Source organism: Mycobacterium sp. MMS18-G62, assembly GCF_053877835.1.
On the sequence record NZ_CM132662.1, the window covers coordinates 1,747,587 to 1,770,998 of the forward strand.

A 23,412-nucleotide genomic window follows, 5' to 3' on the forward strand; every position below is an offset into this window, starting at 1 on the left:
AGCGCAACAAACCATGCACAAGTCACCGCCGGCGGACGATGACCTCGTGAATGTGCGCGTCGGCGGGCGCGTTCACCGCATCGGCGACCAACTGAGCGACGGTCTCCGGCTGCAGGAATCGTGACGGGTCGTAGTCCCCGCCCTCGTATGCGACCAGGCCTTCCTGCATTTCGGTGGCGATCCGGCCGGGATGGACCGACGTCACTCGCAGCGACCGTTCGTCGTTGCGCAGCGAATCGGCGAACCCTCGCAGTGCGAACTTGCTCGCCGAGTACGCCGCCAAACCTGGTGACGCGTTGATGCCCGACCCGGAGTTGATGAACACGACGTGGCCGCTGGCGGCGCGCAGCGCAGGCAGTAGTGCGAGCGTAAGTGCCACGGCCCCAACGACATTCACTTGCATGGTGGAGCGCCATTCATCGACGGTCGACTCGGCCACGCGGCCCGGGTAGGCCACCCCGGCGTTGTGGATCAGCACGTCGAGTTCGACGATCGGCTCGACGGCGGCCGGGATGGTGTCGACGTCGTCCAAATCCACCGGCCAGGTCGTCGCGCCGAACCGCGAGGCGACCTCGTCGAGCCGGGCCGACGGCCGGCCCGCCAAGAACAGCGTGTGGGTCGGTGCGAGCGCGGCGGCGACGGCCTCACCGAGGCCGCGGGATGCCCCTGTGATCATCGCGCTCGGCATGTCGCCACCCTACCGACCTGCGGGGAATGCCCACGCGTCGCATGATGGATGCGATGCCCGACCACAGCTTCGCTCCGACACAGCTCGCAGCCCGCGCCGCATACCTGCTGCGCGGCAATGACCTGGGCGTGATGACCACCGCGGCGCCGTTGCTGTATCCGCACATGTGGAGCTGGGACGCGGCGTTCGTGGCGATCGGTCTGGCCCCGCTGAGCGTCGAGCGGGCGGTCGTCGAGCTCGACACGCTGCTGAGCGCGCAGTGGACCAACGGGATGATCCCGCACATCGTCTTCGCCAACGGTGTCGACGGCTACTTCCCCGGGCCGGCGCGATGGGCAACGTCGGCGTTGGCTGCCAACGCGCCGCGCACTCGACACACGTCCGGAATCACGCAGCCGCCGGTGCACGCGATCGCGGTGCAGCGCATCCTCGACCAGGCGCGCACCCGCGGCCGGTCCACCCGCGCCGTCGCCGAGGCGTTCCTCGACCGCCGCTGGGCTGACCTCGTCCGCTGGCACCGCTGGCTCGCCGAAGGCCGTGACCAGAACGAGCACGGCCGCGTCACGCTGTATCACGGGTGGGAGTCCGGCATGGACAACTCGCCGCGATGGGATAGCTCCTATGCCAACGTGATTCCCGGCAATGTGCCGGAGTACCAACGGGAAGACAACACCATCGTCACCGACGCCACCCAGCGCCCAAGCGACATCGAGTACGACCGGTACCTGTGGCTCGTCGAGGAGATGAAGGCGGCCCGCTACGACGACGATCTGCTGCCGAAGGTGATGAGCTTCGCCGTCGAAGACGTGTTCGTCTCGGCGATCCTCTCGGTAGCCTGCGATGTGCTGGCCGAGATCGGCGAGGACTACAAACGCCCGCACGCCGATGTCAGAGATCTCTACGCGTGGGCCGAGCGCTTTCGTGCCGGCGTCGTCGAGACGACCGACGAACGCAGCGGCGCCGCAAGGGATTACGACGTGCGTGCGGAGCGGTGGGTGGCCACCGAGACGGTCGCGCAGTTCGCCCCGTTGCTGTGCGGCGGCTTGCCCCACGATCGTGAACGCGCGCTACTGCGTCTGCTCGAAGGTCCGCGGTTCTGCGGGCACCCCGACCTCAAGTACGCACTGATCCCGTCGACGTCACCGGTGTCGCGCGACTTCCGCGCGCGGGAATATTGGCGTGGACCGGTGTGGCCGGTGATGACGTGGCTGTTCTCGTGGTGCTTCGCGCGCCGCGGGTGGGCGGAGCGCGCACTGGTGCTCAAGCGAGAAGGCTTGCGGCAGGTCAGCGACGGCACTTTTGCGGAGTATTACGAGCCGTTCACCGGCGAACCGCTGGGCAGCATGCAGCAGTCGTGGACGGCAGCCGCCGTATTGGACTGGTTGGGCTAGTCGGCCAGACGCTCGAGCGGGACCAGCGCTTTGGTGAGGGTGTCGAGATCCTCGGGGCTGAGCTTGGCCAGCAGCCTGGCGAGGTGAGCTCGCCGGGCGGCCAGCGATTCGCGATGCTGCGCCAGGCCCTTCGGCGTGATGTCGACGAGCACGGCTCGCAGATCCGACGGATCACGCGAACGCTTGACCAAGCCGAGCTTCTCGAGCCGCCGGATCGCCACCGTAGTGGTGGGCGTGCGCACGCGTTCGTGCGCGGCGAGTTCGGTCATCCGGATCGGACCCTGGTCGAGCAGGGTCAGCAGAATCGACAGCTGGGCCAGCGTCAGATCGCCGGCTTCGTTGCGGTTCGTATCGCCCCGGCGGAGGACCGAAAAGACTTTGGAGAGTACGCGCTGCAGCTCGCCGGCGAGCTCGCCGACCTGCGATTCCGTCTCCACCATAATTCGCCAGTCTAACCTGTCGGGGGCTGCCACATGCGAATGCGCGTCAATTAATCTCAAAGAACCTGCGATAAGAATCGGCGCAGTCGATCGGTCTGCGCAGCGTCGAAAATTTGCTCTGGCGGACCCGATTCCACGACCTGGCCGTGGTCCATGAACACCACCGCATCGGACGTCGACCGGGCGAATCCCATCTCATGCGTGACGACGACCATCGTCATCCCGTCGGAGCCGAGATCGGCGATCAGCGACAGGATGCCTTTGACCAATTCCGGGTCGAGCGCCGACGTTGCTTCGTCGAAGAACATCACCTGGGGTGACATCGCCAGCGCCCGTGCGATCGCGACGCGCTGTTGCTGACCTCCCGACAACGTGCCCGGCCGAACGTGGGCCTTGTGCCGCAGCCCGACTCGATCCAACTGTGCGAGCCCGAGCTCCAGGGCTTCGCCCGCGTCGAGCTTCTTGAGCTTGCGAGGCGCGAGCGTCACGTTGTCGAGCACGCTGCGGTGTGGAAACAGGTTGAAATGCTGGAACACCATCCCGATGCGCTGCCGCAGCCGATCGGGATTGTCGGTGAGCACCGAGCGGCCGTCGAGCAGAATGTCGCCGCGCTCGGGCTCGTAGAGCCGGTTCAGCGTCCGCAGCAGCGTCGATTTGCCCGATCCCGACGGCCCGATCACCGCCGCGGTGGTGCCCGCGGGGACATCGATGTCCACTCCGCGCAGTACCGCGTTGGGCCCGAACGACAAGTGAATCTCCTTGCCCGCCAACGAGACTGGATCAGCCATCAGATCATCTCCTGCGATGTGGACAGCTCGAGCGGATCTTCCTCACCGGGCGGGCGGCCGCGCCGCAGCCGGGCGTCGATGAAGTTGACCAGATGTGTCAGCGGAACCGTCAACGCCAGATAGAACAGGCCCGCCGCGACCAACGGCGACAGGTTTCCGGTCTGCGCGTTGAGGTCTCGGCCCACCTGGAACAGCTCGCGCTGATCGGCCACCAGGCCGAGGAAGTACACCAGCGACGACGCCTTCAACAGCGAGATGAACTGGTTCATCAACGCCGGCAGGACTCGCCGCACACCTTGCGGCACCACCACCAGCTGCATCGACGACGCATAGCTGAACCCCAGCGCCCGCGAGGCTTCCAGCTGGCCGGGTTCGACGCTTTGAATGCCGGACCGGAAGATCTCCCCGACATACGCAGCAGCCATCAGGCCCAAAGCGGCGATGCCAAGCGGATACGGGTTGTTCCCGGTCAGTCCGCCGACCACCGGCCCGACGCCAAGCCCGATCAGCAGGATGATCACGACTTCGGGCAGCCCGCGGAAGATGTCTGTGTACACGCGGGCCGGCCATCGCAGCCACCGCGCCCGCGAGATACCGGCGACGGCCAGGGCCATCCCGAGCACCAGGCCGATGACAGAAGCGCTGACCGTCAGGATCAACGTGTTCGGCAGGCCGGTCGTGAACAGATCCGGAATGGCCTGCTTGTAGAGATTCCAGTCGAGGAACGAATCCTTCAGTTGCGACAACGTCGACTTCGGTGCGGCCGGCCCCGCTGCAGGCTGCTGCCGCGCCGCGATCGCGTTGAAGTCGGGTAGCTGCGGCAGCGGCGCCGCCTTGGAGCCGGGTTTCCAGCCGGGCGGCAACGCGCGCGGAACCCAATCGGAGTACAGCCGCGACCAGGTGCCGTCGGCGATCACCGCGTCCAGTCCCGCGTTGAGCGCGTCGATCAGCGGCCGGTTCTCCTTCGCGACGGCCCACGCGACGAAATTGTCCAAGCTGAAGGTGTTTTCGATGATCTGCGCCGGGTCGCCGGCCTGCACCGTGCCCGACGCCTGCTGCGACGGCGCTACCCACGCGTCGAGCTGGCGCGTCTTCAGGCTGGCGTAGACGGTGTTGTAGTCCGGGAACTTGACGGGCTGCAGGTGCAGCGTGTCGACGACGTATGCCTCCTGCACGGTGCCCTGCACGACGCCGATGCGTTGGCCCGCTGCCAGTTTGTCGAACCCGGTGATCGGCGAGCCGGTGGGCACCACGAGCGAGAAGTAGCCGAAGTCGTAGCCGTTGGTGAAGCCGACGGTCTTCCGGCGTGCGTCTGTCGTGGTGATCGACGACGAGCCGACGTCGAAGCGCCGCGAAGCCACTTGCGCCAGCAGTCCGGAGAACTCGGTGCCGACGAAGTTGATCTTCAGCCCGAGCTTGTCGGCGATGGCGCGCAGCAGCTCGTTGTCGAACCCGGTGAACTGGCCGGCCGAGTTGATGCAGATGCTCGGCGGGGCGTCCGAGAGCGTGCCGACGGTCAGCGTGCCCGGCACGCTCAACCCGAGCGCCTCGACGTTGACGGCGCTCAGCGGCTCGACGGTTGCGGTCGTGTACTTGTCATCACCGGGACCTGCGGCCTTGGCGAGATTGGTCGGCAGCGGGCTGGCGCTTTGGACTCCAGGTGGTGCGCACTGATCGGCGCCGGCCGGTGCCGCCAGGCCCATGCTGCACACCAGCAGAGCGGTCAGTGCCAGGACGAAAACCTTCACGAGCCGCATTCAAAGCAACGTAGTAGCAGTGACGATGAAGTCAGCGGCTTCAGCTCAATCAGAACGCAACCGGCGCTCCGGGGCTGGATGTCGCCGGCCATGCGGCGCCGGTAGGCCGGAACACGCCGCGGCGCACCAGCTCGGACTGCATGATGCGGGCCATCACCGCGGAGCGCTCCGTGCATGCGACGCGCGCCCCGTCGGGATCGTTGCGGTGGATCGCGTCGAGTTCGGCTTCGTAGAACGGCAGCATCTCGTCGTGGTTGTTCAGATAGGCCAGCCAGAAGCCGCGGGGGATGAACGTTTGCGATGCACGGATCGCCGCCTGCAACCGGGGGCCCGCGTATTCATCGTTGATGATTCGCCGAAACTGCCACGCCGTCTCCTGAAAGGCACGCGACTCTTTGCTGCCGCGCATGGTCATGATCAGCGCGTCGAGTTGGTCGGCGATCTGCCGGGACGCATCGACCGCCGCTCGGGCAGAGGCGATTCCGCTGAGCATGCCGTAGAGCTCGTGGTGCTCGCGCACCACAGACTCGTCGAATCGTTCGACGTACGCGCCGCGGTGATACCGCGTCGACAGGATGCCGTCATGCTCGAGCTGGACTACAGCCTCCTGAATGGGTACGCGACTGAGCCCGAGTTCCTGCGCGATCTCGTTGCGGTCCACCCGATCTCCCGAACGCAGTTTGCCGGTGAGCACCAGGTTGACGACATGCGAGACAACGAGGTCCTTTTCTTTGACCCCATACTTCTTGGGCATGGCGGCGACAGTCTCTCACGGCACGCCCCCGTTTTGGCGCGGTTACGACGATCGGCTGTCGCGCCAGCGGCACAACGCTTCGGCGGAGCTCAAGTCGTAATCGGGACCGGTGACGCCGACCGTAAACTGCGTCACGCCAAGCTCGAGCATGGCGTCGGCGTCGGCCAGCAGTGCGCCGCCCTTGCCCTGTAGGCCGGCCGACCGCTCGATCTCGGCGGGGTCGCGGCCAATCGCTTCACAGTGCTGCGCAAGGACCTGGGCTTTGTGTGCGTAACTCTCGCGGTCGACGAAGCCGTGCCACGTGCTGGCGTACTCGGCGACCATGCGAAGCGTCTTCTTCTCGCCGGTTCCGCCGATCAAGATCGGGATGTCGCGTGTGGGTGCAGGATTCAGCTTGGCGAAGCGGGATTTGATCCGCGGCAGTGCCTTGGCCAACTCGTTGAGCCGTCCACCCGCCGTGCCGAAGTCGTAGCCGTATTCGTCGTAGTCGCGCTGGAACCAGCCGGAGCCGATGCCGAGAATCAGCCGCCCACCGGAGATGTGGTCGGTGGTGCGTGCCATGTCGGCCAGCAGTTCGGGGTTGCGATACGAATTGCACGTCACCAGTGCGCCGAACTCGATGCGCGACGTCTGCTCGGCCCAGGCGCCGAGCATCGTCCAGCATTCGAAGTGGGGACCATCCGGTGCGCCGTAGAGCGGATAGAAGTGATCCCAGTTGTAGGCGACGTCGATGCCGATGTCTTCAGCGCGACGGACCGCGTCGCGGATGTTGTCGTAGGTCGGGGAGTGTTGCGGCTGCAATTGCACGCCGATGCGAATGGGATGAGGCACGAATTCCAACCTAGACGCCGATATGGCCGTCGGCCTTCCACACCGCGACGACCGAGGGCCGCGCAGGTGCGCCGCCACCGTCGGGCCAATGCGACAGCGGCTTGTCGATGCTGTAGTCGTCACCCTCGCCGGGATGCTGCACGCACACCGTGACGACGTCATCGGTCACCACCGGCCCGCACGTCTCCGCACCCTTGGGCACAGTCAGAAACTGTTTGGTCTCACCGCGGTTGGGGCCGTCGAGTGCGACGGCGAAAAGCCCGTCGTTGGACTTCAGCGCATTGCCGTCGGTGGCGATCCACAGGTTTCCGTGGCTGTCGAACGCGAGGTTGTCCGGGCACGAAATCGGGCTCACCTTGGTCTTGTCGAAGCCGGCGAAGTAGGTGTCGGCCGCGGCGGGGTCACCACAGACCAGAAGCAGATCCCAGGTGAAGTCCGTCCCGGCGTGGTTGTCGGTGATCTCGAGAATCTGCCCACTCTTGTTGTCGTTGCGCGGATTAGCCGCGTCCGGTCCGGCCTTCCCCTGCGCGCCACGCTTGTCGTTGTTGGTGAGAGCGACGTAGACCTTGCCGGTCTTCGGGTTGGCCTCGAAGTCTTCGGGGCGGTCCATCTTGGTGGCACCCGCCTTGTCGGCGGCGAAGCGGGTGAACACCGCGGCCTCCTGCGCGGTGACACCCGGCACCAAGGATTCGGCCTGGCCGTTGGGGCCCGACCGCAGCAGCGGAAGCCAGGTCCCGGTGCCGCTGAACGAGCCTGTCGACGGCAGTTTGCCGGAGCCGTCGATCTCGCCGGCCGGAATGTCGCTGGACAGCTTCGCGACGTACAGCGTGCCCTCGTCGAGGATGGTCATGTTGTGGGCCATGGCCGCGGGATCTGATCCGCCCGGCTGCACCTTCTTGGACGAGACGAACTTGTACATGTAGTCGAAGCGTTCGTCGTCGCCGCTGTAGGCGACCACGGTTCCGTCGCTCGTCACATAGATGTTGGCGGCTTCATGCCGGAATCGGCCCATCGCGGTGTGCTTGACCGGTGTCGAGTTGGGGTCCCACGGGTTGAGCTCGACGATGTAGCCGAACAGGTTGGGCTCATTGGGCGACTTGGTGAGGTCGAAGCGCGGATCGTACGTCTCCCACAGCAGTTCGGATGGCTTGAGCTCAATGCCGTAGCGGTCGAACCGGTCGGCGTCGACCGGGTTGGGTTTCGGTGCACCCTCGGCCGCGCCGAAGTAGCTCTGGAAGTTCTCCTCGCCGGACAGCACGGTGCCCCACGGGGTCACGCCGCCCGAGCAGTTCGCGATGGTGCCCGCCACGGTGCGGCCGGTCGGGTCGGCCTGCGTCTTGACGAAGTCGGTTCCCGCGGCGGGACCGGTCAACACGAACGGTGTATCGGCCGTGATTCGGCGGTTGTAGCGACCCATTACCGGCTTCAGCCCCTGCGGGGTGCGCTCGACCTCGACGACGCCCATACCCATTGCGGCGATCTCGATGTCGAACTGCTCACGGGTCGGCTTCTTGGCGTCGTAGTCGTGGAACATGAACTGCGGCGTGACGTATTCGAAGTTGGTCACCAGCAGGTAGTGATCTTTCACGCCGTCGATCGGCAGCAGCCCCGCGAAATCGTTGTTGAAGCCGAACTGGCCGCGCTGCGCGGCGCCGGTTTGCGCTTTCACGTCGAACGTCGGCGCATCGGGCAGAACGGGATCTCCCCAGCCGATCACCACCGCCTGCTGGTAGCCCTCGGGGATGACGACGGCGTCGTCGCGGTTGGGTACGACCGCGGTGAACTTCATGCCCGGAGGGGCTTCGGTGGGTGCCGCCGAAGAGGTGGGCGTCGCGGTCGGCTGCTCGCCTTGCCCGCATGCCGCCAGCGCCGAGCCGGCGCCGACCGCGAGCACCGCGATACCGCTGGCCTGCAACACCGACCGTCGCGACACGGCCTTGGCGATGTCGCCGAAGTATTCGTTTTCACTGGTGTTCGCGACGGGCTTGGAGCAGGCGTCTCCGCATTTGTAGCGGCACGTCACGTGCTGGCGCGAGGATCGACCGTCGTGGGTGACGAAGAGGTTCAGCGGTACGAGGGCCACGGCCGGAACCTACGGGAATCGGGCTAGCGGGCGGTGAACAGCAGGCGACTAGTCCGGGGACCCACTGTTCCCGCTGCCCGGCTAGCGGCGACATTGTCGCCATCGACGACTTTGTCGCTCATAGCCGGGCACACAGCGGTGCTAGCTACCCAACACCTCACGCAATATCTCGATCAGCACGAGTGGCTGATCGCTCTGCACCGAATGGCCCGAGTTTTCGACCATCCGCACCCCTTGGAAGCCGGGCGCAGTGCGGGCGAACTCAGCGGCGTCCTCATCGTTCACAAACGCTGAATTGGCGCCGCGCACCAACGTCGTCGGGACGGTCAGCCGAGGGACGTCGCCCCACAGATCGTCGAACCCCTCGCCTTTGCGGATCGTGTCGTAGCGCCACGTCCACGTGCCATCGTCGAGGCGTTTGGAGTTGTGAAAGACGCCGCGCCGCAACGACTCTCGATCACGATGCGGCGCCGCCGCAACGGTCAGGTCGAACATCGCCTGAAAGGTCGGGAACGTTCGGTCACCCTCGACCAGCGCGACGGTGCCCTTCTGTTCCTCGGTCATCTGCGTGTGCCGCTCCGGAGCCGACGGTGTCACGTCGACGAGAACCAGCTTGCGGACGAGGTCCGGCGCCGCGACCGCCAAGCGGATCGCGGTCAGCCCGCCCAGCGACATCCCGACGACGAGGTCGGCATCCGGAGCGAACTCGCGCACTACGGGCTCCACGGCAACGGCGTTGAGCTTCGGTCCGTAGTCGCCGTCGTCACGCCACGCCGACCGGCCGTGGCCGGGCAGGTCGATGGCCAGCGCCGGCTCACCGAGCCCGATGATGACCGTGTCCCAGGTGTGGGCGTTCTGCCCGCCGCCGTGCAGAAACACCACCCGAGGCGCGGCGTCGCCGAACTTGAGTGCGCTGATCGGACCGGAGTCGATCCGCTCTACCGGCGGCACGGTGTCGACGCGGGCCTGCCTGGCGTTCTCCTGCAAGAAGGTGAACTCACCCAGCGAGGCCAGTTCGTCGTCGGCGGAGATCTCAGTCACGAACTGACCTTACGATGCATTCACTCTGCGGCCAGGGCTTAAAACTACGAGTGATCCGAGCCCTGAGCGCAGAGTCAACGGCGACTAGCCCTCGATGAAGTCCTCGAGCTGCGCGCGGGCGATATCGTCGGGCAGCTGCTTGGGCGGGCTCTTCATCAGGTACGCCGACGCGGCGACCACCGGGCCGCCGATGCCGCGGTCCTTGGCGATCTTCGCGGCGCGCACCGCGTCGATGATGACGCCGGCCGAGTTCGGCGAGTCCCACACCTCGAGCTTGTACTCCAGGTTCAGCGGCACATCGCCGAACGCACGACCCTCGAGCCGCACGTAGGCCCACTTGCGATCGTCGAGCCAGCCGACGTGATCGGACGGGCCGATGTGCACGTCCTTGGTCTTGAACTCGCGCTGCAGGTTCGACGTCACGGCCTGGGTCTTGGAGATCTTCTTCGACTCCAGCCGCTCACGCTCGAGCATGTTGAGGAAGTCCATGTTGCCGCCGACGTTGAGCTGCATCGTGCGGTCGAGCTGCACGCCGCGGTCCTCGAACAGCTTGGCCATCACGCGGTGGGTGATGGTCGCGCCGACCTGGCTCTTGATGTCGTCGCCGACGATCGGCACGCCGGCGTCTTCGAACTTCTTGGCCCACACCGGGTCGCTCGCGATGAACACCGGCAGCGCGTTGACGAACGCCACGCCGGCGTCGATGCAGCACTGGGCGTAGAACTTGTCGGCCTCTTCGGAGCCCACCGGCAGGTAGGACACCAACACGTCGACCTCGTTGTCGCGCAGCACCTTGACGACGTCGACCGGATCGACGTCAGACACCTCGATGGTGTCGGCGTAGTACTTGCCGATGCCGTCGAGCGTCGGCCCGCGCTGCACCGTGACGTTGGTGGGCGGCACGTCGGCGATCTTGATGGTGTTGTTCTCCGACGCGAAGATCGCCTCCGACAGGTCGAAGCCGACCTTCTTGGCGTCGACGTCGAAGGCGGCCACGAACTTGACGTCGCGGACGTGGTACGGGCCTAGGCGCACGTGCATCAGACCGGGCACCGTGGCCGTCTCGTCAGCGTCCTGGTAATACTGCACGCCCTGGACCAGCGAGGACGCGCAGTTGCCCACGCCGACAATGGCGACCCGGATGTCGGTGTTCTCAGTCATGACGACGTTCTCCCTCTCACTTACTTCGGTCTTGATCACGGCTGCTCGGCGCGTCCCTGCGCCAGCCGTTCCGCGGCTATCAACTCGTTGAGCCACTTGACTTCGCGCTCGCTGGACTCCAACCCGAGCTGATGAAGCTGGCGGGTGTAGCGGTCAATTGAGCTGCTGGCCCGCGTCACTGCTTCACGCAGGCCTTCACGACGCTCCTCCACCTGACGGCGGCGCCCCTCGAGGATCCGCATCCTGGCCTCGGCCGGCGTGCGGTTGAAAAACGCGAGGTGAACGCCGAATCCGTCATCGGAAAAGTTCTGCGGGCCGGTATCGGCCACCAGTTCGGCGAAGCGCTGCTTACCGGCATCGGTGAGCTGGTAGACGCGCCGGGCGCGGCGCATCTTCGGGATTCCCTCGGGCGCGGCGTCCTCGACGATCAGGCCGTCGGCCTGCATGCGTCGCAACGCCGGGTAGAGCGAGCCGTAGGAGAACGCCCGGAAGGCGCCGAGCAAGCCAGTCAGCCGCTTGCGCAGCTCGTAGCCATGCATGGGCGATTCGAGGAGGAGCCCCAGGATGGCAAGTTCCAGCACCGAGACACCCCCTTTGCTCGTCCGCTACGACGCTTCGACACCTCGGGCCATAGTATCGCGCCGATATATTCGGCGCCAACAAAAGGTTGCGTACCGCTGACCAGCGACGAACTATTTGCAGCTGTCGCCGGGGTAGTTGATCTGCTTCTCGGTGCCGTCGCCGTACAGCTCGATATACCCGCTGCCGAAATCGCTCGACACGTAGACGTCGATGTCCAACGTGCCGGGTGGTGCGGTCTGGTCGCTGGTCGGCTCGAAGATCAGGTACGTGTTCTTCACGTCGGCCGGCTTCATGCAGAGAGTCTCCGGGGCGCCGCGCAGCACACCGACCACCTTCTTCGCGTCGAACTTGCTTAGGTCCACCACTTTGTCGTTCTCGCTCACGGTCGTGGTTGACGGATCACCCCAGCCGCCGCGATAGGTGTAGTCCAGCTTGCGGCGGTCATCTTTGGGGTCCGGCCGGTCCAGCGACCCGTAGTCCGGGTAAACCACCAACCGGTAGCCGTTGGTGTCGCCGAACTTCTGCTTCATCTGCTCGATCAGTCCGGTCAGTCCGCCCAGTGATTGCAGTTGATGCGGAGGGGTCAGCACGACCGGGGTGATGCCGTCGGGCTTGGCCCCCGGGTCGGACTGAAAGCTGAGCGGGGAGCTTGTGTTGCCGTACAGCCCCCAGCCGATCGCGATGCCCAGCAGTAACAGCACGGCGGATACCGCCAGGCCGAACTTCCAATTGCCGCCGCCGAGCCGCGACGGCTTCTTGAGATCCGGCAGCTGAACGGGGGCGTTCGAGTTCTGAAGATCGGAGACCAGATCCTGTAACTCACCGAGTGTGGTGGCGTTGGTCGCGGCCTTGACCCGGTCGCCGTGCTCGGTCATCGACAGCTGTCCCTCGCTCAACGCGCTGTCGAGGATCTGGCACGTGTCGTTGCGGTCGGAATCCTTCGCCCGCGTCCCTGCTGTCTGCCTCGTCGCCACGACGATGATCGTAAGAGTTCGGTTGCTATCGGCGCAGACCAGATGTCCATCACGCCGAGGCGGTGGTGGCGTCACGCCTCGGCGGTCGTGCGGCCGACGTACTCTGGTCTCCGTGCGACTGCAGCGACAGGTGGTGGACTATGCGCTTCGGCGCCGCTCGCTGCTCGCTGAGGTTTATTCGGGCCGCACCGGGGTTACTGAGGTCTGTGACGCCAACCCCTATCTGCTGCGGGCCGCGAAGTATCACGGCAAGCCGAGTTCGGTGACGTGCCCGATCTGCCGCAAGGAACAGCTCACGTTGGTGTCATGGGTTTTCGGAGATCACCTGGGCGCCGTATCTGGTTCGGCGCGCACCGCCGAGGAGTTGGTTCTGCTGGCAACGCGTTACGACGAGTTCTCGGTACACGTGGTGGAGGTATGCCGCACCTGCAGTTGGAATCACTTGGTGAAGTCGTATGTGCTCGGCGCGGTCCCACCGCCAAAGGGATCGCGCGGACCGAGACGTACCCAGACCGCGCGCGGCCGAGCGCGCACGGCCAGTGAATAGCGAAGGGCGCCACGACCGGTCAGCCAGCGATGTCCGCATGGGGCAGGGGGCTGACGGTGTCGGTGCGCGTCCGCAACCCCGACGCGACGGCGGTCGGCATCGGCCGCCAGGGTCCGACGCACCACGACGGCCAGGCGCTTCGGCGATGCCCCCCGACGATCGGCGTACCGCGATCCTGCCGCCCGTCCGCGATGCGCGACCGCCGCATCTGCGGGATCCGATCGACGTCGTCAAGGCGGCGCTCGACGGTGTACCGCCGCCAAAACAACCGCCGCCTGCTCCGCCCCGCCGCCCACCCGGTGGCGGCGGCCCGCCCGCCGGACCGCCGGGGCCGCGGCCGAGCTTCCGCGAGCAGATCAACTGGAAATGGGTACGCCGGGGCTTGTACGCGACGGTGGCGGTGCTCATCGTGCTGCCGTTGGTCACGTTCGGGATGGCCTACCTGATCGTCGACGTGCCCAACCCGGGTGACATCCGAACCAACCAGGTGTCCACGATCCTCGCCAGCGACGGCAGCGAGCTCGCGAAAATCGTTCCGCCCGAAGGCAATCGCGTCGACGTCAACATCGACCAGATCCCGGTGCATGTACGCAATGCGGTAATGGCCGCCGAGGACCGTGACTTCTACTCCAACCCCGGCTTCTCCTTCTCCGGCTTCGCCAGGGCGGTGAAGAACAACATCTTCGGCGGCGACTTGCAGGGCGGCTCCACGATCACCCAGCAGTACGTCAAGAACGCGCTCGTCGGTTCCGAACGCTCGGGCGTCGGTGGTCTGGTTCGCAAGGCCAAGGAACTGGTCATCTCGACGAAGATGTCCGGCGAATGGTCCAAAGACCAAGTCCTGCAGTCATATCTGAACATCATCTACTTCGGCCGCGGCTCGTACGGGATCGCTGCGGCGTCCAAGGCGTACTTCAACAAGCCGGTCGAGCAGCTGACCGTCGCGGACGGCGCGCTGCTGGCGGCGCTCATCCAGCGGCCGTCCGGTCTGGACCCCGCGGTCAACCCCGAAGGCGCGGCCGAACGCTGGAATTGGGTGCTCGACGGCATGGTCGACATCGGCGCATTGTCCCCGCAAGACCGTGCGGCCCAAGTGTTTCCGCCGACGGTGCCACCCGAGCAGGCGCGCTCGCAGGATCAGACCACCGGCCCGAACGGTTTGATCGAACGTCAGGTCACCAAAGAACTACTCGATCTGTTCAACATCGACGAGAAGACGCTGAACACCCAGGGCCTGCAGATCACCACCACGATCGATCCCAAGGCGCAAGCCGCCGCCGAGGACGCCGTGTCGAAATACATGGAGGGGCAGGATCCCGACATGCGCACGGCGGTGGTGTCCGTCGACCCGCACACCGGTGCTGTGAAGGCCTATTACGGCGGCTCGGACGCCAACGGGTTCGACTTCGCACAGGCCGGGTTGCCGACGGGCTCGTCGTTCAAGGTGTTCGCCTTGGTGGCGGCACTGCAGCAGGGTATGGGCCTGGGCTTTCAGGTCGACAGCTCGCCCGTAACGGTCAACGGAATCAAGATCACCAACGTCGAGGGCGAGGGCTGCGGCACCTGCACCATCGCCGAGGCGCTCAAGCGATCTCTGAACACCAGCTACTACCGGCTGATGCTCAAGCTCAAGAATGGCCCGCAAGACGTGGCCGACGCCGCACACAAGGCGGGCATCGCGGAAAGCTTCCCAGGCGTCGATCACACGCTGTCCGAGGACGGCAGGGGCGGACCGCCCAACAACGGAGTCGTGTTGGGCCAGTACCAAACTCGTGTACTGGACATGGCATCGGCGTACGCGACGCTGGCGGCATCAGGCGTTTATCACAAGCCGCATTTCGTGCAGAAGGTGGTCAACTCGCAGGGCGAGGTGCTCTTCGATGCGAGCGGGCAGGACAACTCGGGCGAGCAGCGCATCGACAAGGCAGTCGCCGACAACGTCACGTCCGCAATGCAGCCGATCGCCGGCTATTCCAGGGGGCATAACCTCGCCGGTGGACGGCTGTCGGCGGCCAAGACAGGCACCAATCAGCTCGGCGACACCGACGCGAACCGGGACGCGTGGATGGTCGGCTACACGCCGTCGCTATCGACGGCGGTGTGGGTCGGCACGACCGAAGGCACCAAGCCGCTGGAGAACAAGTCTGGCTCCCCGGTGTACGGGTCCGGCCTTCCGTCGGACATCTGGAAGGCGACGATGGACGGCGCGCTGAAGGGCACGGATAACGAGACGTTCCCGAAGCCAACCGAGATCGGTGGGTATGCGGGTGTGCCGCAGGCACCGCCGCCGCCGTCGACAACCGTGCCGCCGACGCCGTCGGAGACGGTCATCCAGCCGACTATTGAAGTGGCGCCGGGCATTACGATTCCGCTCGGGCCGCCGACCACCATGCCCCTCGCTCCGCCGACGCCGGTCGGACCCGCGCCGGGACCAGCCGAGGTTCCTGGGGCCCCGCCGCCACCTCCGCCCCCGTGACCGAGTCCGACGAGGCGACAGTATCGCCGGCCCGGCCGGCAGGTGTTGTCTCGCCGGCTCGGCTGGCGGAAGACCGGCGGAGCCTTGATGACCGCGACCTGCCCAGCCGCACCGACACGATTGGCGCGGCGCTTTCCGGTGTGATCGGCGGACCCGTTGGGCGGCATGCGCTTATCGGCCGCGCACGGTTCCTGACTCCGCTGCGCGTGATGCTGATGATCGCTTTGGTCCTTCTCGCGCTGGGGTATTCGACGAAAGCGGCATGTCTGCAGACCACCGGCCATGGCCCGGCCGATCAACGGGTCGGAAATTGGCAGAACCAACGCGCGTATTACGAGCTGTGTTACTCCGACACGGTGCCGTTGTACACCGCGGAGTTGTTGAACCTGGGGAAGTTTCCGTACAAGTCGAGCTGGGTGGAGACCGACAGTACCGGCAAGCCTCGCCTCCAGTACGACGGCAACACCGCCGTACGTTACATGGAGTATCCGGTGCTGACCGGGCTCTACCAGTACGTGTCCATGGCGCTGGCCAAGACGTATACGGCGCTGACGAAACTGGTTGCGATGCCGGTCATCGCCGAGGTGGTGATGTTCTTCAACATCTCCGCGTTCGGACTGGCGCTGGCGTGGCTGATCACCGTGTGGGCCACCGCGGGTCTGGCCGGTTCGCGCCGCATCTGGGATGCGGCGTTGGTGGCCGGCTCGCCGATTCTGATTTTTCAGATCTTCACGAATTTCGACGCACTGGCAACGGCTTTCGCGACGGGTGCGCTGTTGGCGTGGGCGCGGCGAAGACCAGGGCTCGCGGGCGTGTTGATCGGCCTTGGTGTCGCCGTCAAGCTCTATCCGCTGCTGCTGTTCGTACCGCTGGTGATCCTCGGTGTGCGGACCGGGCGACTGCGTGAGGTGGGCAGGGCGGCGATAGCCACGGTGGTGGCGTGGCTGCTGGTGAACTTGCCGGTGATGGCGTTGTTCCCTCGCGGATGGTCGGAGTTCTTCCGGCTCAACACCCGACGCGGTGACGACATGGACTCGATCTACAACGTCGTCAAGTCATTCACCGGGTGGGGCGGATTCGATCAGAACCTCGGGTTCTGGCAGCCGCCCACGGTGCTGAACCTCGTATCGGCCGCGTTGTTCGTATCGTGTTGCATCGCAATCACATACATCGTGCTGACGGCCAAACAGCGGCCGCGGCTGGCGCAGGTGGCGTTTCTCGTCGTCGCCCTGTTCCTGCTGACCAACAAGGTGTGGAGTCCGCAGTTCTCGCTGTGGCTGGTACCGCTGGCCGTGCTGGCGTTGCCGCATCGCCGGATTCTGTTGGCGTGGATGACAATCGACATGCTCGTGTGGGTTCCACGGATGCTGTTCTTGTACGGCGAGCAGAATCGCGGGCTGCCCGAACAATGGTTCACCGCCACAGTCCTGTTGCGGGATATCGCCGTGATCGGCCTGTGCGCATTGGTGATTCGCCAGATCTACCGTCCGGAGTTGGATCTGGTGCGGTGCCGAGGCCAAGTCGATGACCCGTCGGGCGGGGTGTTCGAGTGGGTGCCCGACGCGCCGCCGCGGTGGCTTCCTGACTGGCTGCGCCCGCAGGCCGGCCGAACGACGGTCACACCGGCAGCCGACCACGCCGAGCCGGAAGCTGAACCGGATCTGGCGCGAAGCACCTGACGGAGAGTCGACTGATGCTGGTAGCGATTCCACTGTTCGAGCGATTCACCGCACTCGACGCGATCGGCCCTTACGAAGTGCTGCAACGGGTTCCGTCGATCGACGTGGTGTTCCTAGGCCACCAGCGCGGAGAAGTCCGTAGCGACAACGACATGCTCGGCGTGATGGTCGACAAGTCGTTCGCCGAAATCACGCAGCCCGACGTGGTCGTCTTTCCCGGCGGCATCGGGACACGAGTGCTGATCAACGACGCCGAAGTGCTCGACTGGGTGCGGGAGGCGCACGATCATTCGGTCTTCACGACGTCGGTGTGCACGGGCGGGCTGGTGCTCGCGGCGGCTGGTCTGCTCAGGGGGTTGACAGCGACGACGCACTGGCGGGTGCAGGACCTGTTCATCTCGCTGGGTGCTCAGTACGTGCCACAGCGCGTCGTCGAGCATCTGCCGCAGCGGATCATCACCGCGGCCGGGGTGTCCAGTGGGATCGATATGGCGCTTCGGCTCGTCGAGCTCCTGGTCGGGCGCGAGGCGGCCGAGGCCAGCCAGCTGATGATCGAGTACGACCCCGAGCCGCCGTTCGACTCCGGCGACCTGGCCAAGGCATCGGACGCGACGAAGGATCTGGCCGAGGAGTTCTACCGTTTTCGGGCATAGGTGAGCGCGATTTCGCAGATCAACGCCTGTTCCTGTAGCCTGGGCCGGTTGCCGACGCAGGTAACCCTCCTGCCATGGATCGACCGTGGCCGAACAAGACCGTAGGAGGTGGTGTGGTTCTCATGCGTCCATACGAAATCATGGTCATTCTTGACCCCACTCTCGACGAGCGCACCGTTGCACCGTCGCTGGAGGCCTTCCTCAACGTTGTCCGCAAGGACGGCGGGACTGTCGACAAGGTCGACATCTGGGGTAAGCGCCGGCTGGCATACGAGATCGCCAAGCATGCCGAGGGCATCTATGCGGTGATCGACGTGAAGGCCAACTCGGCCACGGTGTCCGAGCTGGACCGTCAGCTGTCACTGAACGAGTCGGTGCTGCGCACCAAGGTGATGCGTACCGACAAGCACTAGGCCCGAACACGCGTCGGCTGTCGTGCGCGTTGCGTAGGCTCGCGCGCAACAACTCGCAGCGATGAGCGCTTGCGCGAAGAGCCGAACAATCTGCCCAGGAGGAAGCTCGTGGCTGGTGACACCACCATCACCGTCGTCGGAAACCTGACCGCCGACCCGGAACTGCGGTTCACCCCGTCCGGTGCGGCCGTGGCCAACTTCACGGTCGCGTCGACGCCGCGCATCTACGACCGCCAGAGCGGGGAATGGAAGGACGGCGAGGCGCTGTTTCTTCGATGCAACATCTGGCGTGAAGCCGCCGAGAACGTGGCTGAAAGCCTCACCCGGGGTTCGCGAGTCATCGTGCAGGGGCGGCTCAAGCAGCGCTCATTCGAGACCCGTGAGGGCGAGAAGCGCACCGTCTTCGAGGTCGAGGTCGACGAGATCGGACCTTCGCTGCGCTACGCGACCGCCAAGGTCAACAAGGCGAGCCGCAGCGGCGGCGGTGGCGGCGGATTCGGCGGCGGTGGCGGTGGCGGCGCTGGTGGCGGCGGCGGTTCCCGCGCTTCCGAGCCCAAGGATGACCCGTGGGGCAGCGCCCCGGCGTCGGGCTCATTCAGTGGCGGTGACGACGAACCGCCCTTCTGACAAAAACTGATAAGCAATACCAGAAAGAGATAGACACATGGCCAAGGCCACGAAGCGGCGCCCCGCGCCCGAGAAGCCGATCAAGACCCGCAAGTGCGTGTTCTGCTCCAAGAAGGGGCAGACCATCGACTACAAGGACACCGCGCTGCTGCGCACCTACATCAGCGAGCGCGGCAAGATTCGCGCCCGTCGCGTCACCGGTAACTGCGTGCAGCACCAGCGTGACATCGCGATCGCGGTCAAGAATGCCCGCGAGGTCGCGCTGCTGCCGTTCAGCTCGTCGACGCGTTAAGAAGGACCTGAAGAGATGAAACTGATTCTTACTGCTGAGGTCGAGCATCTGGGTTCGGCCGGTGACACGGTCGAGGTCAAGGACGGCTACGGACGCAACTTCCTGCTGCCCCGTGGGCTGGCGATCGTCGCGACGCGTGGCGCCGAACGGCAGGCCGAGGACATCCGTCGCGCCCAGGAGATCAAGAGCGTCAAGGGACTTGAGCACGCCAACGAGCTGAAGGCGGCTATCGAGGGTCTCGGCGCCGTGGAGCTGTCGGTCAAGGCAGCGGCGGACACCGGAAAGCTGTTCGGCTCGGTGACACCGGCGGCCGTCGTTGCGGCAATCAAGAAGGCCGGCGGACCGAATCTGGACAAGCGGACCGTGCAGCTGCCAAAGGCGCACATCAAGTCGGTGGGCAACCACCCGATCGCGGTGCGGTTGCACCCCGAGGTGGATGCCGCGGTGTCGCTGAACGTCGTCGCCGGGTAGTAACGCGAGCGTCAATTTGACCGGGTGGGGATGGTGATCCGTCTCCGCCCGGTTGTTGCTGCATGCCCTGGCGAACTTTGCGCCACGTTTGGGGGGCAGCGAAGCTAACTTGCTGTTAACCTGCCTGCCCCTCGGGCGAAATACAACACGCCCGAGATAGCAACCAGGCCCGACACGCCGAGTGAATTGTCATCCACAAGAGCCCACGCCCTTTATCGTGCGACTATCTGCGCGGATACTCGAAAACTGCCGATTCATGCACAAGTTCTCCCCAACGACTCAACATGGGTGGCCGGAGGTATCCACACCCCATCCACAGGTCTACTAACAACACCCACTTGCGTGGTTCTCAGCAACGTCTAGCGTTGGCCGTCGCGGGCAGATTGCGGTGGTTGCGGTACGCCTTGTCGGTGGCGAGATTTACAGTCACGGTGTCAGACTGTCGAATGTACGTTCGAATTCGGGGAGGAGGCGGGCCGCGCCATGGCTGTCGTAGATGACCTCGGGCATTCGGGCATGGACGTCCCACCCCCCAGCGAGGACTTCGGCCGGCAGCCGCCACAGGACAACGCCGCGGAGATGTCGGTATTGGGCGGCATGCTGCTGAGCAAGGACGCGATCGCCGATGTGCTCGAGCGGCTCCGCCCCGGCGACTTCTATCGGCCCGCGCATCAGAACGTCTACGACGCGATCCTGGATCTGTACGGCCGCGGTGAGCCGGCCGACGCGGTGACGGTCGCCGCCGAGCTGGACCGCCGCGGACTGTTGCGGCGGATCGGCGGGGCGCCGTATCTACACACGTTGATCTCGACGGTGCCGACGGCGGCCAACGCCGGCTACTACGCGGGCATCGTCGCGGAGAAGGCGCTGTTGAGGCGGCTCGTCGAGGCCGGTACCCGCGTCGTTCAGTACGGGTACGCCGGGGCGGATGGCGCCGATGTCAACGACGTCGTCGACCGGGCACAGTCGGAGATTTATGACGTCACCGAGCGTCGGACGTCGGAAGACTTTGTGCCGCTTGAGGATCTGCTGCAGCCGACGATGGACGAGATCGATGCGATCGCGTCGCAGGGCGGCCTGGCGCGCGGTGTTCCGACGGGGTTCGTCGAACTCGACGAGGTGACCAACGGTCTGCATCCGGGCCAGATGATCATCATCGCGGCGCGACCGGGTGTCGGCAAGGCGTTGGCGCTCGATACGCCGCTACCGACGCCGACGGGCTGGACCACGATGGGCGACGTCGCGGTAGGGGATCGGCTGCTCGGCGCGGACGGTGAGCCGACGTGCGTGGTCGCGGCAACGGAGATCCTGCTCGGCCGGCCGTGCTACGAGGTGGAGTTCTCCGACGGGACGGTGATTGTCGCCGACGCCGCCCATCAATGGCCGACGGGCTATGGCATCCGCACTACGGCTGAATTGCGCACGGGCATAGACAGCATCGCTGCAGCCGGTTCGATGGCGCGCTACTCCGCTCGCCGGGGCGCACCGACGCTGATGGCGCCGGTGTTGCAGATCGATGCGGTGCGCCGGGTTAACAGTGTCGCGGTGCGCTGCGTGCAGGTGGACAACGGTTCGCACCTGTACCTGGCCGGCCGGGGCATGGTGCCGACGCACAACTCGACGCTGGGACTGGACTTCATGCGGTCCTGCTCGATCAAGCACCGGATGGCGAGCGTCATCTTCAGCCTCGAGATGAGCAAGTCCGAGATCGTGATGCGGCTGTTGTCGGCCGAGGCGAAGATCAAGCTGGCCGATATGCGGTCGGGCCGGATGAGCGACGACGACTGGACGCGTCTGGCCAGGCGGATGAGCGAGATCAGCGAGGCACCGTTGTACATCGACGACTCGCCGAACCTGACGATGATGGAGATCCGCGCGAAGGCGCGACGCCTGTCACAGAAGGCGGGCCTGAAGCTGATCGTCGTCGACTACATGCAGCTGATGACGTCGGGCAAGAAGTACGAGTCGCGCCAGCAGGAAGTGTCGGACTTCTCGCGCAGCCTGAAACTCATGGCCAAGGAACTCGATGTGCCGGTGGTCGCGATCAGCCAGCTGAACCGCGGTCCGGAGCAGCGCACCGACAAGAAGCCGATGATCTCGGACCTTCGCGAGTCGGGCTGTCTGACGGCGAACACACGAATTCTGCGCGCGGACACGGGCGCGGAAGTGACGTTCGGTGAGCTGATGCGGACGGGCGAGCGGCCCTTGGTGTGGTCGTTGGACGAACGTAAGCGGATGGTCGCGCGCCCGATGACGAACGTGTTCTACAGCGGGCACAAGGAAGTCTTCAAGATGCGGCTGGCCTCGGGTCGTGAGATCGAGGCGACAGCCAACCATCCGTTCATGACATTCGCCGGGTGGACGCCGTTGGGCGAGTTGAAGGTCGGCGATCGCCTTGCGGTGCCGCGTCGGGTGCCCGAGCCGGTCCAGACGGAACGTATGGACGACTCTGAGGTCATTCTGCTTGCGCACATGATCGGCGATGATTCGTGCGTGAAGCGGCAGCCGATTCGCTATGCGAGCATCGATGAGCAGAACCTGGTAGCGGTGACGAAGGCGGCAGAGCACTTCGGCGTGACGGCTATTCGCGACGAGTACGCCGCAGCGCGTGTCACGACTCTGAGGTTGCCCGCGCCGTACCGACTGACGCATGGCAAGCGCAATCCAATTGCGGCGTGGCTCGACGGGCTGGGTCTCTTTGGAAAGAGAAGCTACGAAAAGTTCGTACCCCAAGAAGTTTTCGCGTTGCCGAACGACCAAATCGCATTGTTCCTACACCATCTGTGGGCAACTGATGGCTCCGTGTCGTGGGATGCCAACCAGGGCCAAGCCCGCATCTACTACGCGTCGACGAGCCGGCAATTAGTTGACGATGTGGCAATGCTGTTGCTCCGGCTTGGGGTATTCGGGCGAGTCAAGCGAGTGAAAAAGGCTGGTTACCGCGACGCGTGGCATCTGTACATCTATGGCGCCGGCAACCAGACGCGGTTCTTGCGTTATGCGGGTGTCAACGGTGAAAAGTGGTTTGCGGCACGTGAAGTACTTGCCAAGTTGGAAGGCATTGCCCGCAACACGAACTTGGACACGGTTCCGAAGGAAGTATGGGGACAGGTCCGTAAGTTGTTGGCGGATAAGCAAATGACACATCGCCAGTTCGCTGCGGCGATGGGTACGAAGTTCTGCGGTTCAACAATGTGGAAACATGCGCCGAGCAGGTCGCGATTGCATCGCGCCGCCGCGCTGCTCGACGACTCTGAGATCCATCACCTGACCGCTAACGACGTGTTCTGGGACGAGATCGTCGAAATCACGAGCATTGGCGAACATGATGTTTACGACGGAACCGTAAGCGGCACGCACAATTTCGTCGCGAATGGGCTGTCGGCACATAACTCGCTCGAGCAAGATGCAGATATGGTCATCCTCTTGCACCGGCCGGATGCGTTCGAGCGCGACGATCCACGCGGTGGCGAAGCCGACCTGATCCTCGGCAAGCACCGCAACGGCCCGACGAAGACCATCACCGTCGCGCATCAGCTCCACCTGTCGCGCTTCACCAACATGGCTAAGGCGTAGCCGCCTGTTGTAGGTTCTCAAATTCGATGTCACATTCTCAGCCGAGATGACATATCGATGTCATATACGACACGAAGCTGAGAAATCGTCAGACTTTATTGCCGCGCAGGCGCTACCGCAAGTCCACTGGCCGTCCAGAACGCATTGAAGAGTTCGATGCACACGACCGTTATGTTCGCGGTGCGGAC

Annotated in this window: 21 protein-coding genes; 10 read left to right on the forward strand and 11 right to left on the reverse strand. The window is 65.1% G+C overall.

The annotated features are described in order from the left end of the window. Positions 1–22: 22 nt before the first annotated feature. Entirely contained in the window at positions 23–688 is a 666-nt protein-coding gene (locus tag ACWW36_RS08690) for an SDR family oxidoreductase (RefSeq protein WP_456141145.1), read from the reverse strand. Between the two features lie 53 nt (positions 689–741). Here ACWW36_RS08690 and ggh point away from each other — a divergent pair, with 53 nt between their 5' ends. Beyond that, positions 742–2,079, forward strand: coding sequence for a glucosylglycerate hydrolase (gene ggh, locus ACWW36_RS08695; RefSeq protein ID WP_456142417.1), 1,338 nt, complete (start codon positions 742–744; stop codon positions 2,077–2,079). On the opposite strand, the gene ACWW36_RS08700 is transcribed toward ggh, so the two are convergent. From ACWW36_RS08700 to ACWW36_RS08745, 10 genes are all read right to left on the reverse strand, one after another. Beyond that, entirely contained in the window at positions 2,076–2,519 is a 444-nt protein-coding gene (locus tag ACWW36_RS08700) for a MarR family winged helix-turn-helix transcriptional regulator (RefSeq protein WP_456141146.1), read from the reverse strand. The two genes, ggh and ACWW36_RS08700, sit on opposite strands and share 4 nt — an antisense overlap. Positions 2,520–2,575: 56 nt before the next feature. Next, the gene (locus tag ACWW36_RS08705) at positions 2,576–3,307 is read right to left on the reverse strand and encodes an amino acid ABC transporter ATP-binding protein (protein WP_456141147.1); all 732 of its coding nucleotides are present in this window, start codon (positions 3,305–3,307) and stop codon (positions 2,576–2,578) included. After that, positions 3,307–5,064, reverse strand: coding sequence for an ABC transporter substrate-binding protein/permease (locus ACWW36_RS08710; protein WP_456141148.1), 1,758 nt, complete (start codon positions 5,062–5,064; stop codon positions 3,307–3,309). The genes ACWW36_RS08705 and ACWW36_RS08710 overlap by 1 nt, the downstream gene beginning before the upstream one ends. 49 nt (positions 5,065–5,113) lie before the next feature. After that, positions 5,114–5,818 carry a GntR family transcriptional regulator gene (locus ACWW36_RS08715; RefSeq protein WP_456141149.1) on the reverse strand — a complete coding sequence of 235 codons (705 nt, stop codon included), beginning with the start codon at positions 5,816–5,818 and terminating at the stop codon, positions 5,114–5,116. A gap of 42 nt (positions 5,819–5,860) precedes the next feature. Continuing rightward, entirely contained in the window at positions 5,861–6,649 is a 789-nt protein-coding gene (locus ACWW36_RS08720; RefSeq protein WP_456141150.1) for an LLM class F420-dependent oxidoreductase, read from the reverse strand. A gap of 10 nt (positions 6,650–6,659) precedes the next feature. Then, positions 6,660–8,732, reverse strand: coding sequence for a PhoX family protein (locus tag ACWW36_RS08725; protein WP_456141151.1), 2,073 nt, complete (start codon positions 8,730–8,732; stop codon positions 6,660–6,662). 141 nt (positions 8,733–8,873) lie between these two features. Beyond that, positions 8,874–9,773 (reverse strand): alpha/beta fold hydrolase, encoded by a 900-nt coding sequence (locus tag ACWW36_RS08730; RefSeq protein WP_456141152.1) that lies wholly within the window; start codon positions 9,771–9,773, stop codon positions 8,874–8,876. A gap of 84 nt (positions 9,774–9,857) precedes the next feature. Continuing rightward, a complete protein-coding gene (locus ACWW36_RS08735; RefSeq protein WP_456141153.1) occupies positions 9,858–10,934 on the reverse strand; it encodes an inositol-3-phosphate synthase in 1,077 nt (358 codons plus the stop codon). 35 nt (positions 10,935–10,969) lie between these two features. Further along, positions 10,970–11,515, reverse strand: a complete 546-nt coding sequence (locus ACWW36_RS08740) for a PadR family transcriptional regulator (protein WP_456141154.1) — start codon at positions 11,513–11,515, stop codon at positions 10,970–10,972. Between the two features lie 111 nt (positions 11,516–11,626). Then, a complete protein-coding gene (locus ACWW36_RS08745; RefSeq protein WP_456141155.1) occupies positions 11,627–12,490 on the reverse strand; it encodes a DUF1707 SHOCT-like domain-containing protein in 864 nt (287 codons plus the stop codon). Between the two features lie 112 nt (positions 12,491–12,602). Here ACWW36_RS08745 and ACWW36_RS08750 point away from each other — a divergent pair, with 112 nt between their 5' ends. The 9 genes from ACWW36_RS08750 to ACWW36_RS08790 all read left to right on the forward strand — a co-directional run bounded on the left by ACWW36_RS08750 (position 12,603) and on the right by ACWW36_RS08790 (position 23,224). Next, complete coding sequence (locus ACWW36_RS08750; RefSeq protein ID WP_456141156.1) at positions 12,603–13,037, forward strand: DUF5318 domain-containing protein; 435 nt, start codon at positions 12,603–12,605, stop codon at positions 13,035–13,037. Between the two features lie 145 nt (positions 13,038–13,182). After that, positions 13,183–15,513 carry a transglycosylase domain-containing protein gene (locus tag ACWW36_RS08755; RefSeq protein WP_456141157.1) on the forward strand — a complete coding sequence of 777 codons (2,331 nt, stop codon included), beginning with the start codon at positions 13,183–13,185 and terminating at the stop codon, positions 15,511–15,513. After that, positions 15,510–17,192, forward strand: coding sequence for a glycosyltransferase family 87 protein (locus tag ACWW36_RS08760; protein WP_456141158.1), 1,683 nt, complete (start codon positions 15,510–15,512; stop codon positions 17,190–17,192). The genes ACWW36_RS08755 and ACWW36_RS08760 overlap by 4 nt, the downstream gene beginning before the upstream one ends. Before the next feature lie 14 nt (positions 17,193–17,206). Further along, a complete protein-coding gene (locus ACWW36_RS08765) occupies positions 17,207–17,845 on the forward strand; it encodes a DJ-1/PfpI family protein (RefSeq protein WP_456141159.1) in 639 nt (212 codons plus the stop codon). Positions 17,846–17,967: 122 nt separating this feature from the next. Beyond that, positions 17,968–18,258: a 30S ribosomal protein S6 gene (gene rpsF, locus ACWW36_RS08770; RefSeq protein WP_325333651.1), complete on the forward strand. Its 291-nt coding sequence runs from the start codon at positions 17,968–17,970 to the stop codon at positions 18,256–18,258. Between the two features lie 108 nt (positions 18,259–18,366). Beyond that, positions 18,367–18,885 (forward strand): single-stranded DNA-binding protein, encoded by a 519-nt coding sequence (locus ACWW36_RS08775; protein WP_456141160.1) that lies wholly within the window; start codon positions 18,367–18,369, stop codon positions 18,883–18,885. A gap of 37 nt (positions 18,886–18,922) precedes the next feature. Beyond that, the gene (gene rpsR / locus ACWW36_RS08780) at positions 18,923–19,177 is read left to right on the forward strand and encodes a 30S ribosomal protein S18 (RefSeq protein WP_456141161.1); all 255 of its coding nucleotides are present in this window, start codon (positions 18,923–18,925) and stop codon (positions 19,175–19,177) included. Positions 19,178–19,192: 15 nt separating this feature from the next. Then, entirely contained in the window at positions 19,193–19,648 is a 456-nt protein-coding gene (rplI, locus tag ACWW36_RS08785; protein ID WP_456141162.1) for a 50S ribosomal protein L9, read from the forward strand. A 483-nt stretch (positions 19,649–20,131) separates the two neighbouring features. Further along, positions 20,132–23,224, forward strand: coding sequence for a replicative DNA helicase (locus ACWW36_RS08790; protein WP_456141163.1), 3,093 nt, complete (start codon positions 20,132–20,134; stop codon positions 23,222–23,224). Positions 23,225–23,412 lie beyond the last annotated feature (188 nt).